Origin of the sequence: Labrys okinawensis (assembly GCF_002982075.1) — a bacterium.
Taxonomy (GTDB): domain Bacteria; phylum Pseudomonadota; class Alphaproteobacteria; order Rhizobiales; family Labraceae; genus Labrys; species Labrys okinawensis_A.
Genome location: NZ_PUEJ01000001.1, coordinates 744,566 through 756,872 on the forward strand (window position 1 = coordinate 744,566; position 12,307 = coordinate 756,872).

The window sequence follows — 12,307 nt, forward strand, 5'->3', positions numbered from 1 at the left end:
CAGCATTCGCAAGCGGCGTCAGCACAGGGGGAGAGATGAGCGAGCGGCCAGCATCCCGGCGTTTCGACCCGGCATTACGCGCCAAAGGCACGCGGCCCGGCCCTGTCGCCCGTTCGGCGATCGCCTTCGACGCTCTCAAGCACGACATCATGCTCGGCGAACTCGCCCCCGGCGAGCCGCTGGTGGAACTGGAACTTGCCGCCCGCTTCGGCTGCAGCCAGGGCACCGTACGGGAAGCCCTGCTGCAGCTCCAGGAAGAGGGGCTGGTGCACCGGCGCGGCCATCGCGGTACCCAGGTTTCGGACTGCACGGCCGACGAGGCCGTCGAGATGTTCCGCGTCCGCAGGCAGATCGAATGCGCCGGCGTGCAGCGCGCCCTGCGCAACCCCAGCCGCAGCCTGCTTTCCGATCTGAAGGCGCTGGTCGAGGCCATGGAGGAGGCCGCGCGGGAGAATGACGAGATGGGGCTCGCCGCCTTCGACCGCGATTTTCACCGCCGCCTGTTCCACGATGCCGACCTGCCGGCGCTGGATCCGATCCTGCATCGCTGCCTGATTCATAATCACCGCTTCAAGATTTCGCGGACGCAGGGCCAGCGCGATCTCGTGCTCACGGCCCAGCGTCATCGGCCGCTGGTGGCGGCCATCGAGGCCGGCGACAGCGCCGCGGCCGTGGTCTCCCTCGAACACCACATCGCGACCATCGTCGATTTCGGCCCCAACGTCTTTCCCGGAGCGGGACAATGAATGATCCCATCCCCGACAGGCGGGTTGAAGAGTTGCCTGGCCGGCTGGATCCGGAATTGGCGCGCCTCCTGGCCGCCATCGAGGATGAAATCGGCCCGCAACCCGACACGACGCTGCTGCCGCCGGCCGAGGGACGGGCCCTTGCCGCGCAACTCAACCAGCGCTGGAACCGCGACCTGCCGGCAATGGCCTTTGCAGGCGACATCGTCATTCCTGCGGATCCGGCATTCTCGTCGGCCGGCTGCCGCGTCAAGGTGCTGATCCCCCCGCAAGCAGGAGACGGTGCCCTGGTCTTCATCCATGGCGGCGGCTTTGCCTTCTGCAGCCCCCAGACACATGAGCGGTGCGCTCGGGTCCTCGCCCTCGAAACCGGCCTGCCCGTTCTCCTGCCGGACTATCGCCTGGCACCGGAACACCCCTTCCCGGCGGGGCTGCATGATGTGATCGCCTGTCTGACCTGCGTTTTCGAACACACGGCTGCACTCGGCATCCGTCCAGGGCCGCTGCTGCTGGGGGGCGACTCCGCCGGCGCGAATCTGGCGCTCGCCGCCATGCTTCACGGGCAGGCCCATGGATACAAGGCTGCCAATGGTGCCCTGCTCTTCTATGGCGTCTACGACGCGGATTTCGAGACCCCGTCCTATCGACGCTTCGCCGAGGGTCCCGGCCTCACCACGGCAAGGATGCAGCGCTACTGGAACTGGTATCTGCCCGACCCGGAGACGCGCCGCGCGGCGCTCGCCTCGCCCCTTCAAGCCAGCGACGAGGCCTTGCGGGCCCTGCCGCCTCTCTTCCTTCTGGCGGCGGAGATCGACCCGCTCCTGTCGGACACGCTCAACCTGGCGGCGCGCCTGCGCTCGGTAGGACGGCCGGCCGAGATGCACATCGTCGAGGGCGTCACGCACGGATTTTTGCAGATGAGCATCGGGCTGAGCGCGGCCCGCAACGCCCTCAAGACCGCGGGTCAAGCGGCAAAGTCAATGATCAAGCCGGCGTGAACCGGCATCGAAACACATTCTTCGGGAGGAGACGATGAGGACAGGACTGACAAAAACGCTGAAGGCGCTCGGTCTCGCCTGCGCCCTGAGCGCCGGCATGATGCTTGGGGCCGCCAAGGCGCAGACGGTGCGCTTCTGGTATCATTTCGACAATCCGGCCAACCCGATGGACGATCTCATCAAGAAGTTCGAGGCGGCCAATCCCGGCATCAAGGTCGAAGCTGAAAACGTGCCGTGGAACTCCTATTACGACAATCTCTACACGGCAATCGTCGGCGGCAATGCGCCCGACGCCGCCATGGTGAAGCTGTTCGCCCAGCCCCGCCTCGTCGAGATGGGAGCCCTGGAGCCGATCGGCGATCGCATCGATGCCTGGCCCGGCAAGGCGGACCTGCTCGACAATCTCCTCAATCTCAACAAGGGACCGGAGGGCAAGCAATATTACCTGCCGATCCAATATGTCGTTCTCTATCTCTATTATCGGGCCGACCTGTTCAAGGCCGCCGGACTCGAGCCGCCCAAGACCTGCGACGAGTTCCGCGAGGACGCCAAGAAACTCACCAAGGCGCCGGAGACCTATGGTTTCGGCCTGCGTGGCGGCAAGGGCGGCTGGGACCAGTGGGGCACCTTCGTCTTTTCCAAGGGCGCCAAGCTCGAACCGGGCGGCCTGACCACCCCGGAGGCGATCGCCGCCAACAAATGGCTGGTCGACATGTTCCGGGAGGACAAGTCGATTCCGCCCTCCGCGCCCAATGACGGCTTTCAGGAAATCATCGCGGCTTTCAAGGCCGGCAAGACGGCGATGACCATCCACCATATCGGCTCGTCCAACGACCTCGTCAAAGCACTGGGCGACAAGGTCTCGGCGGTGCCCGCTCCGGCCTGCAACGGCAAGCAATGGACCTCCTATGGTGATGAATCGCTGGCGATCTTTTCATCCTCGCAGGTGAAGGACGCTGCCTGGAAATGGATCTCCTTCCTGGCGGAGGGACAGAACAATGTCGAGTTCAACAAGGCCACGGGCCAGATGACGGTGACCAAGTCGGGCTCGGCCAACTGGACGCTGCACCAGAGGCGCTTCGTGGACGCCACCGTGCAGTCGCTGCCCTTCGCCTCGGTGCTGCCGCAGACCCCGGCCACGACCGAATTCGTCAACACGGCCTGGCAGACCAACATGCAGCAGGCCCTGACCGGCGCGGCGACGCCCGAGCAGATGATGCAGCAATTGCAGACCTTGTTCGCAAACTAGGCAAGGGCGCCGGGCTTTCCGCGCGGTGCGCAGAAAGCCCCTCTTTCTCCTCTCACCGTCACGCCGGGCCATGTCGCTGCATTCGTCCACCTCCGAACTCGACCGGGAATTCGCGGTACCCCTGCGGACGCGGCTGATGCCCTATATCCTGTTGGCGCCGGCCCTGCTGGTTGTGTTCGTCGTCGTCTTCGTCCCGATGATCGAGGCCGTCTATACGAGCCTGTTCGATCTGGTGCTGTGGAAGCCCAATGCCGCCAAATTCGTCGGCTTGGGCAACTACATCAGGCTGTTTGCCGATCCGGTGTTCTGGACAGCGCTCTGGCACACCGCAATTTGGATCGGCCTCACGGTGCCGCTGCAGATGGGGCTTGGCCTGGTTGCCGCCCTGCTGCTCAATCGCGACTTTCCCTGGCGCGGCCTGGCCCGCGCGCTGATCATCATCCCCTGGGCGCTGCCGAGCGTGGTCATCGCCCTGATGTGGCGCTGGATCTACGATCCCAACACCGGCGTGCTCAACGACATGCTGCTCAGCGTGCACCTGATCCAGAGCGCGGTGCCCTGGCTCGCCGACCCCAATGTCGCGCTCTATGCCGTGATCGCCACGCTCACCTGGCAGGGGTTCCCTTTCTTCGCCGTGATGATCCTCGCCGGCCTGCAGGGCATTCCGCGCAGCCAGTACGAGGCCGCCTCCATCGACGGCGCCACACCCTGGCGCCAGTTCGTCAACGTCACCCTGCCCGGCATTGCACCGGTCCTGGCCACGGCCGGGCTGCTCCGCGTGATCTGGGTCGCCAACTCGATGGACGTCATCTTCGTGATGACGGGAGGCGGTCCCGGCTACGCGACCCACACGCTCCCCCTCTACGCCTTCATCAAGGCGCGCCAGAACCTCGATTTCGGCTACGGCACGGCGATAGCGGTGACCTTCACCATCCTGCTCGGCGCCTTCGTCGCCATCTACATCATCCGCACCATGAAGGAGGTCGAGCGATGAACAAGCCGTCGACAATCCGGCGCATTCTCACCACCGACCTGCCGGTGGCGGCGATCGTGCTCTTCGCGCTCGGGCCCTTCGCCTGGATGATCCTGACCTCGCTCACCCCGTCCGAGCGCATTGCGGCGAGCGGGGTTTCGCTCTCGCCCATCGGCTGGAGCTTCGACAACTACGCCCGCCTGTTCGAGCAGACTTCCTTCCTCGGCAATATGGGCCATAGCCTGATCATCGCGCTCGGCACGGTCGTCGTCGGCCTTGGCGTCTCGGTCACCGCCGCGTACGCCTTCTCGCGCTTCCGCTTTCTCGGCCGGCAGGCGATCATGCTGCAATTCCTGCTGGTGAACATGTTCCCGGTGGTGCTGCTGATCCTGCCGCTTTTCGTGCTGATGCGCCGGCTCGGCCTGCTCGACACCCATCTCAGCCTGATCCTGGCCAATGCCACCGTCGCCATTCCCTTCGCGGTGTGGATGCTGACGAGCTATGTGGCGGCCATTCCCAGAAGCCTTGACGAGGCGGCGATGATCGACGGCTGCTCGCGCCTGGCGGCGCTGCGCCGGGTGATACTGCCGCTTGCCATGCCCGGCATCATCTCCACCGGCATCTATATCTTCATCACCGCCTGGAACGAGTATCTCTACGCGCTCACTTTGGGCGGCAAGAACGTCCGCACGGTGACCGTGGCGATCCAGACCCTGATCGGCGAATACCAGATCGAATGGGGGCTGCTCGCCGCCGGCGGCGTGGTCGGCGCCCTGCCCGCGACGCTGCTCTTTCTCATCGTGCAAAAACGCCTGGTCGGCGGCCTGACCCAGGGAGCGGTGAAGGGATGATGAAGCCAGCACCGCGCCTGCCCTCTGTAAACCGTGAAATGAGCCAATGAATTCTATCGGCCTGATATCGATGCAATATGCCCGGCCCTTTGCCGCCGAGCATTTTCCCCTTTTCGCCCGCATGAAGGAACTCGGCTACGACTTCGTCGAGCTGCTGGTGCCCGAGCCCGGGGAAATGGACCTCACCGCGGCCCGCGCGGCCCTGGCCGATGCTGGCCTTGGGGTGGTGTTGGCAGCTCGCGTCAATTTGCAGCGCAACCTATCCTCGGAAGATGCAGCCAGCCATCGCGCCGGCATCGACTATCTGAAATATGCGGCGGACTGCGCGGCCGCGCTTGGCGCGACAGTGGTGGGCGGCCCTCTGACGGGCAATCCGCTCGTCTTTGCCGGCCGCGCGCCCCAGCCGGTGTCCGAGACCGAGCGCCTTTCCCGCAAGCAACGCTGCGTCGCCGGCCTGAAGGAGGCAGGCGACCATGCCGCAGGCCTTGGCGTCACTCTCGCCATCGAACCTCTGAACCGTTTCGAGAGCGACGTCCTGTGCACCACGCAGCAGGCGATGGAACTGCTCCAAGCCGTCGATCACCTCGCCGTGCGGCTGATGCTCGACACTTTCCACATGCATATGGAGGAAGCCTCCATCTCCGAGGCTATCCGCCTGGCCGGCTCTCTTCTCGTGCATTTCCAGGCCAATGAGAACCATCGCGGCTTTCCGGGGACCGGTTCCACGGATTGGGTCGATGTCTGCCGTGCCCTTCATGACATCGACTATCGCGGGCCCATCTCGCTTGAGCCCTTCAGGCGCAATGACGATCGCTTCGGCGTGCCTTTCGCACAATGGCGGCCCCCGCATGAGGACGAGAGCGAGCGCCTCGCCGCCTCCGCCGCCTTCATCCGCTCCCACATCTCGCTGACGGAATTTCGCAGATGACCTTGAATATCGGCTGGATCGGTTGTGGCGTGCATGCCACCCAGATGCTGCTGCCCCAGCTCATCCGCCACGACGTTAAAATCGCGGCCCTTTGCGATATCGACGGCAAACGCCTGGCCGATGCCGGCCGCCAGTTCGGCGTTTCGACGCTCCTCACTGATGCAAGCGCGTTGATCCGCACGCCCGGCATCGATGCCGTCGGCATGGCCGTCGGCCCCGACCAGCATCTGGCCTTCGGCAAGGCGGCGCTGGAGCATGGCCTGCCGGTCTTCATGGAGAAACCTCCTTCGGGGTCGGCCGAGGGCGCCCGCCTGTTGCGGCAGGCATCCGAGAAGGCCGGCAAGCCGTTGCTCCTCGGCTTCATGAAACGCTATTCGGTGGGCAACAAGATCGCCCACAACATCCTGAAATCCGGCCGTTTCGGCCCGGTGCTCGGGCTTACCGGCTACTATATGACGGCGCCCGGCTATTTCGCCGGCAATGTCGATTACACCGGATTTTTCCTGCACCATTGCGTGCATTACATGGATCTCGTCTCCCATCTCGTCTCACCCGTCACCGCCCTGACGGCGCGCAAGGTGGAGAAGACACCGGGCCGCGTGCTCTTCCACATCGCCCTGGACTTCGATTGCGGCGCCATCGGCACCATAGCGATGGGTACGATTCAATCCCGGGGCACGCCGGTCGAACGGATCGAATTGATGGGCGATCATCAACGCCTGGAGATCGAAGACGTGGTGGAGGTGCGCTGGCATCGCGATCCGCCCTTCAAGACGGCGGATGCGCAGGCGACCCTCATCGACGATCAGGACAGCCTGACCTGGAAACCCAATTTCACGGCCGCCGCCAATGAGGATTTCAAGGGCTACCACGCTCTCCTCGCCGACGTCGTTCCCGCCCTCAAGGGGGAACACACGCCCGCCCCGACCATTCAGGACGGCGTGGTAGCCATGGAAAGGCTCGAGGCTCTGAGGAAGGCTCTGAGCCTGTGACACCGGATCACATCGAGACCTCCTGGCATCGCAGGCATCCTTGCCTGCTCTTCCGGTCCTCTCGCAGAGGGCAGGCAAGGACGCCCATCGGCGCTAAACATGGGGTTGGAAGCGCGGGTTCTTTACCCTCCCCTCGATGGGGAGGGTCGGCCGGAAGGGCCGGGGCGGGGTGAAGCTACGCAGGTCTCGACGACGAAAGCCGTAGATTCTTGCGGAGAAGTCACCCCTCCCCGACGCTCCGCGTCGACCCCAGGCCATTCAAGAGGTATGGCCGACCCCATCGAGGGGAGGGTATGGTCGCACTAAGATCGCCACGGCGCTGGTGCAGGTGCCGCGCCGGGCGACCTGCCGCGCCATGAACGGATTAAGGTTCGTCGCGCAGCCACACCCGCATCTCACCCGGCTGCCGGTTGTCCCAGGCGAAATAGGGGACGGCCCGCACCATGGTCTGCTCTCTGACGGGACGCGCGCTTCGGTAGAGAGTATCGCCCCAATCCGAGCTCCGATCGGCAACCGCCTGGCCCGATAAAGTCACCACCCCACCCAGCAGATCGGGCGCCTCGACGGCCTCGATCGACGTTGCCGACGGCAAGACAAGGCTGTGGAGCGGCTCGGGATTGTCGACTTCCTCGACGCAATAGACGATCGGCCCGCGGGCGAGCGCGACGCGTCCGGCATCCTGGCGAACCCTGGGATTGGCGTAGATACGCCGGGCCGGCATGTCGAGGTCGAGGCGGATCACGTCGGTGCCCTCCCATTCGCGATCGAGGGTGACGTATCCATCGGCCAGGACATCCTCGACATCGACACCTTCGCCATTGATTGTCAACTGCGCCCGTGGACACCAGCCGGGAATGCGCAGATGCAGTTTGAAGCGCAGCGGCCGGTCCATGTCGAACTTGATCGAGACGGCGCCATCCCAGGGATAGCGGCTGGCCTGAGTCAAAACGACCTCACGCCCTTCCACCTCGAACCGGATGGAGCTGTCCCCGTAGAGATGGACGGCGACGGCACGCTCGCCCAGGCCATAGATATAGGTGCCGATCGAAGCGACCATGCGTCCGATATTGGGCGGGCAGCAAGGACACCGATGCCACTTCCAGCGATTGTGCCGTCCCCGGCTTTCGAGCGGGTTTTCGTAGAAGAAGCGGGAGCCGTCCAGCGACAGGCCCGAGATCGAGCCGTTGTAGAGCGCCTGCTCCATCACATCGGCATAGCGTCGGTTGGGGCCCACGCCCAACATCCTGCTTGCCCAGAACACCAGGGCAACCGAGGCACATGTCTCGGCATAGGCCGTTTCGTTGGGCAGGTCGTAATCGGAGGTAAACCCTTCATTGGCCGCCGACGGGCCGAGCCCGCCGGTAACATAAAGGTTCTTGCTCGTCAGGTCGTTCCAGAGGCGCTCCAGCGCGGTGCGGAGGCTGTCGTCAGCGAATTCCGCGGCGATATCGGCCATGCCGGCATAAAGATACATCGCCCTGACGGCGTGGCCGACGACCTTGTTCTGCTCCCGCACGGGCTTGTGGGACTGGTTATATTCATACGTCTTGAAATGGTAATCCTTCGGATCGGCGCCACGCGCCCTTGCTTCTTCATCGAAGTAGTGCGGCTGCTGGCCGCGCTGGTCGACGAAATAGCGCGCGAGCTCCAGATATTTGCGCTGCCCCGTCACCCGCCCGAGCTTGACCAAAGCAAGCTCGATCTCCTCATGCCCGCAATAGCCTTTCCGCTTGCCCGGCTCGGCCCCGAACATCTCGCCGATGTGATCGGCAAACCGGCACATGATATCGAGAAGCTTGCGCTTGCCGGTGGCCTGGAAATAGGCGACCGCCCCCTCGATGAGATGGCCGGCGCAGTAGAGTTCATGGCAATCGCGCAAATTCGTCCAGCGCAATCCCGGCTGGATGCGCTGATACCAACTCGACAGATAGCCATCCTCCTGCTGAAGCTTGCCGAACAGGTCGATGACTGCGTCGATCTTCCGCTCCAATTCGTCGTTCCGGCGGCGGTAGAGCGAGTAGGCGGCGGTCTCGATCGTCTTGCCCCAGTCGGAATCCCAGAACATCTGGGTCGTCACCGTGGCGCCGGTGAACTCGTTGCCGGTCGGCGACATCGAATGGAAGGGAATGACGACGCCCGGCGACGGAATGTCGGGATCGATCTGCTCGAGCATGCGGGCCTCGACGCAGCGATCGTAGAGGATATCGGCCGTGCGCGAGGCAACGGCATCGACGCGGGCGCCCCAGAACCCAGCGACCTCGACTTGTGCCACCGAGGGTGGGCGAAAGGTGGTGTTGGCAGGCATGGTGCCGGGCGTGGCATTGAAAACAGACATGAAAGGATCTCCAGGTAATATAGGCTACTTCACCGCGCCGGCCGTGAGCCCGCGAATGTAGTAGCGCTGCAAGAGCAGGAAGAGGACGAGGCAGGGGATCATCATCACAGTGACGCCGGCCTGCACCGCGCCCCAATCGATGGCGCCGAAGCGGCCCGACTGCAGGGCCGTCATCATGACCGGCAGAGTGAACTTGCTCTGGTCCGTCATCAGCACCAAGGCGGCGAGGAATTCGTTCCAGGCACCGAGAAAGGCAAAGAGCGCGATCGTCACGATCCCGGGCCAGACCAGGGGCAGCATCACGCGGATCAGCAGGCTGACATCATTGGCCCCATCCATGCGGGCGGCCTCCTCGATCTCCCGTGGCACGGCATCGAAGGCATTGCGCATCATGAAGATGGAGAACGGTAGCTGCAGCGTCACATAGACGCCGACCAGGCCGGTCAGCGTGTTGTGCAGTCCCAGCTTCGTAAGGATCAGGAAAATCGGCGTCAGGATCGACTGGAACGGGATCATGATGGTCGACAGGATCATCATGAATAGCAGGTTCTTGAACGGAAACCGAAAGCGGGAAAACCCGTATCCGGCCAGCACGCTGATCAATACCGACAGCAACACCGTCATGCCGGTGACATAGATGCTGTTGAGTGCCGGCTGGGCCAGGCCATTGCCGAAGCCGTTCAACGCCGAATAGTTCTCCAGCGACAGGCCGGTGCTCGGCCAGGGCGGCAAGGGAGGCTGGCGAGCCTCCATCGGCGATTTGAGGCTGGACAGGACCGTCCAGACGATCGGCGCGGCGAACACGGCCGCAATGAACACGCCGATCGCATGGTTCCCCGCAAAAGAGATCAGGGACCGTCTTTCCGTGGCGGCGACGAGCGTCTTCATTCCACGCCCTCCGGCTGACGCAGGACGCGCAGCTGGATCAGACTCAAGACGATCAGGACGACCAGCAGCACCATCGACAGGGCGGCGCCATAGCCAAGCTTGAAGGAAACGAAGGACTGGTTGAAGATCCAGTAGACGGCGGTAAGGGTCTGGTTGTTCGGACCGCCACGCAGGATGATGTAGAACTGGTCGAAGGCCAGCACCGATCCTGATACCGACAGGATAAGAGCGAGCGCGAGCGTACGCCGCATCAGGGGCAGCGTGATCAGGCGAAAGCGGGCCAGGGCCCCCGCCCCGTCGATCTTGGCCGCCTCGTGCAGTTCGCCCGGGATGGACTGCAGGCCGGTCATCAGGATGACCATGGTGAAGCCGGCGACCTTCCACACCACCATGGCGATGATCGACCAGAACGCCGGCTGGAAACCGGCCAGGAGATTGATTTTCCTTTGGGTGAGGCCAAGCTCGAACAGAGCCGGGCTGAAGAGGCCGGAGTCGACGTTGAGCAGCCAGGACCACAGCAGGCTGGCGGAGGCGAAACCGACGACGACCGGCATGAAGAAGAAGGTGCGGTAGACGCCGACGCCCGGCCGCGGCCTTTCGATGAACAGGGCCAGCGGAAAGGCGACGGCGAAGATGGCCACCGTCACGATCACCGTGTAATGGGCGGTAAAGCCGAGCGCCGACCAGAAGCGCGTGTCACGGGCGATGGCCAGGTAGTTGGCGATGCCGATGAAACGCGGTACCCCCATCAACGGCCAGTTGTGCAACGACATCCAGGCCGTCATGCAGAGCGGCATGATGAAGAACACGCCCACAAAGGCAATCGCCGGCGCAATATAGACCAGCCCCATGAGATTGCCGGAGCTGCGGCGGCGCATTCGCGTCCGCGCGCGCGGCAAGGCTGCCGAGACACTCATCGTCCTCTCCTGTCGATGCGAGGCCATCGAGCCGCCTCTGGAGCAGAGTACGATTCTCTTGAATCGTATTTTCTCTCTAACTCTTTGTTTTGACGCATTTTCTTAACCGAAAAGCCGATCGGCTTATCTGGAAAACACTTTCGCGAGGCGGCGGCAATTGCCGGGCGCTATTGCGGGGCGGTATCGATAATGGACTGCATGGTCTTCTGGGCGGTGGCGATGGCCGCTTCGACATCTTCGCCGTAAAGGGCCTCCCCGATCATCTGGTTCCACGGGCCATTGGCCGAGTTGATGATGTCGTTGAAAACCGTGCTGTAGGGCGTGCGGCCCTTGGCCATGGCCTCGGCGGCGATCTGGTAGCGCGGATCGAGATCCTTGAGGGCTTGCTTGGCAATATCGCCACGCACCGGCAGGCTGCCATATTTGGCCAGCAGGGTCTGCCCTTCGATGGAATAGGCAAATTCGAGGAACTGCTTCACCACCGCGAGCTTGGCGGTTCCCTTGGTGACGACGAAATTGTCCCCGCCCGCGAAGGACGACCAGCCGCCATCCTTGCCGGGCAGGAAGGTGACGCCATAGTCGATGTCGGGATATTGCGTGTTCAAGGCCCCGATAGCGAAGGCGCCGGAGGGGCTGATACCGATATTGCCGGCGGCGAAGGCCGCGAAGAAATTGGCGCCGGTGTCGCTTTGGGCGCCGGCCGGAACCAGGTCCTTCTTGATCATGGAGCGATAGAAATCGATGGCGGCGCGCAGTTGCGGGCTCTCCAGCGTGGCCTTGGTGCCGTCCTCGGAGAGAATGTCGCCGCCGGAGGCCCATACCAGCGGGGTCAGGGTGAAAATGTTGCAGCCCGGGCAGTTGCCGGAAAAGTAATAGCCCTTGATGTTGCCGCCGAGGGCATTGATCTTCTCGGCGTCCGCCTCGATTTCAGCCCAGTTGGCAGGGCCTTTTTCGGGATCCAGCCCCGCCTTCTTGAACAGCTTCTTGTTCCAGATCAGTACCGAACTGTCGGCGGAGAACGGCAGACCATAGATCCGGTCGTGATAGGTGCCCGTCTTCACATGGGCCGGCGACAGGGCAGAGAAATAGGGCAGCGACTTGGCCCAATCGGTGATGTCTTCCAATTGGCCCGAAGCGGCAAAGGCCGGCGTATAGATCAAGTCGAGCGACAGGGCATCCGGTGCCGTACCGCCTGCCGCGGCAGCACCATATTTGGTGATGATCTCCGCATTGGGAATGATGTCGAGCTTGATCTGATTGTCATGGCTCTTGTTGAACGCGTCGACCACTTTCGGCATGAAGTTCGAAGCGTCGGCGCGGACCCAGATGGTCGCCGTCTCAGCGCTCCATGCCGGCAGCGCGATCACCGCTGTGGCGAGCCAGGTCGCCAGGCCTATCATCAACTTTCTCATTGTTTCCTCCCCTTTGGT

General features: G+C 63.4%; 11 protein-coding genes. 7 read left to right on the forward strand and 4 right to left on the reverse strand.

Going from position 1 to position 12,307, the window contains the following annotated elements; genetic code table 11:
- Nucleotides 1-35: 35 nt before the first annotated feature.
- The 7 genes from C5L14_RS03350 to C5L14_RS03380 all read left to right on the forward strand — a co-directional run bounded on the left by C5L14_RS03350 (nt 36) and on the right by C5L14_RS03380 (nt 6,737).
- Nucleotides 36-746: a GntR family transcriptional regulator gene (locus C5L14_RS03350; protein WP_105860572.1), complete on the forward strand. Its 711-nt coding sequence runs from the start codon at nt 36-38 to the stop codon at nt 744-746.
- Nucleotides 743-1,744 carry an alpha/beta hydrolase gene (locus C5L14_RS03355; RefSeq protein WP_105860573.1) on the forward strand — a complete coding sequence of 334 codons (1,002 nt, stop codon included), beginning with the start codon at nt 743-745 and terminating at the stop codon, nt 1,742-1,744. The genes C5L14_RS03350 and C5L14_RS03355 overlap by 4 nt, the downstream gene beginning before the upstream one ends.
- Nucleotides 1,745-1,778: 34 nt before the next feature.
- On the forward strand, nt 1,779-2,993 hold the full coding sequence (locus tag C5L14_RS03360) for an ABC transporter substrate-binding protein (protein ID WP_105860574.1): 1,215 nt from the start codon (nt 1,779-1,781) through the stop codon (nt 2,991-2,993).
- Nucleotides 2,994-3,063: 70 nt separating this feature from the next.
- Entirely contained in the window at nt 3,064-3,987 is a 924-nt protein-coding gene (locus tag C5L14_RS03365) for a carbohydrate ABC transporter permease (RefSeq protein WP_105860575.1), read from the forward strand.
- Nucleotides 3,984-4,817 carry a carbohydrate ABC transporter permease gene (locus C5L14_RS03370; protein WP_105860576.1) on the forward strand — a complete coding sequence of 278 codons (834 nt, stop codon included), beginning with the start codon at nt 3,984-3,986 and terminating at the stop codon, nt 4,815-4,817. The genes C5L14_RS03365 and C5L14_RS03370 overlap by 4 nt, the downstream gene beginning before the upstream one ends.
- 46 nt (nt 4,818-4,863) lie before the next feature.
- Entirely contained in the window at nt 4,864-5,745 is an 882-nt protein-coding gene (locus tag C5L14_RS03375) for a sugar phosphate isomerase/epimerase family protein (protein WP_105860577.1), read from the forward strand.
- Complete coding sequence (locus tag C5L14_RS03380) at nt 5,742-6,737, forward strand: Gfo/Idh/MocA family protein (protein ID WP_105860578.1); 996 nt, start codon at nt 5,742-5,744, stop codon at nt 6,735-6,737. The genes C5L14_RS03375 and C5L14_RS03380 overlap by 4 nt, the downstream gene beginning before the upstream one ends.
- A 364-nt stretch (nt 6,738-7,101) precedes the next feature.
- On the opposite strand, the gene C5L14_RS03385 is transcribed toward C5L14_RS03380, so the two are convergent.
- From C5L14_RS03385 to C5L14_RS03400, 4 genes are all read right to left on the reverse strand, one after another.
- Complete coding sequence (locus C5L14_RS03385) at nt 7,102-9,072, reverse strand: glycoside hydrolase family 127 protein (protein ID WP_181161003.1); 1,971 nt, start codon at nt 9,070-9,072, stop codon at nt 7,102-7,104.
- Between the two features lie 24 nt (nt 9,073-9,096).
- On the reverse strand, nt 9,097-9,960 hold the full coding sequence (locus C5L14_RS03390) for a carbohydrate ABC transporter permease (protein ID WP_105860579.1): 864 nt from the start codon (nt 9,958-9,960) through the stop codon (nt 9,097-9,099).
- Complete coding sequence (locus C5L14_RS03395) at nt 9,957-10,838, reverse strand: carbohydrate ABC transporter permease (protein ID WP_245443236.1); 882 nt, start codon at nt 10,836-10,838, stop codon at nt 9,957-9,959. The genes C5L14_RS03390 and C5L14_RS03395 overlap by 4 nt, the downstream gene beginning before the upstream one ends.
- A gap of 206 nt (nt 10,839-11,044) precedes the next feature.
- The gene (locus C5L14_RS03400) at nt 11,045-12,277 is read right to left on the reverse strand and encodes an ABC transporter substrate-binding protein (protein WP_428832598.1); all 1,233 of its coding nucleotides are present in this window, start codon (nt 12,275-12,277) and stop codon (nt 11,045-11,047) included.
- Nucleotides 12,278-12,307: the final 30 nt, after the last annotated feature.

What these genes read in the sequence shown, in the direction of transcription:
- C5L14_RS03375 (WP_105860577.1), top strand. Translation starts at nt 4,864, where the DNA reads ATGAATTCTATCGGCCTGATATCGATGCAATATGCCCGGCCCTTTGCC.
- C5L14_RS03355 (WP_105860573.1), top strand. Translation starts at nt 743, where the DNA reads ATGAATGATCCCATCCCCGACAGGCGGGTTGAAGAGTTGCCTGGCCGG.
- C5L14_RS03385 (WP_181161003.1), bottom strand. Translation starts at nt 9,072, where the DNA reads ATGTCTGTTTTCAATGCCACGCCCGGCACCATGCCTGCCAACACCACC.
- C5L14_RS03400 (WP_428832598.1), bottom strand. Translation starts at nt 12,277, where the DNA reads ATGATAGGCCTGGCGACCTGGCTCGCCACAGCGGTGATCGCGCTGCCG.
- C5L14_RS03370 (WP_105860576.1), top strand. Translation starts at nt 3,984, where the DNA reads ATGAACAAGCCGTCGACAATCCGGCGCATTCTCACCACCGACCTGCCG.
- C5L14_RS03380 (WP_105860578.1), top strand. Translation starts at nt 5,742, where the DNA reads ATGACCTTGAATATCGGCTGGATCGGTTGTGGCGTGCATGCCACCCAG.
- C5L14_RS03360 (WP_105860574.1), top strand. Translation starts at nt 1,779, where the DNA reads ATGAGGACAGGACTGACAAAAACGCTGAAGGCGCTCGGTCTCGCCTGC.
- C5L14_RS03350 (WP_105860572.1), top strand. Translation starts at nt 36, where the DNA reads ATGAGCGAGCGGCCAGCATCCCGGCGTTTCGACCCGGCATTACGCGCC.
- C5L14_RS03365 (WP_105860575.1), top strand. Translation starts at nt 3,064, where the DNA reads ATGTCGCTGCATTCGTCCACCTCCGAACTCGACCGGGAATTCGCGGTA.
- C5L14_RS03390 (WP_105860579.1), bottom strand. Translation starts at nt 9,960, where the DNA reads ATGAAGACGCTCGTCGCCGCCACGGAAAGACGGTCCCTGATCTCTTTT.
- C5L14_RS03395 (WP_245443236.1), bottom strand. Translation starts at nt 10,838, where the DNA reads ATGCGCCGCCGCAGCTCCGGCAATCTCATGGGGCTGGTCTATATTGCG.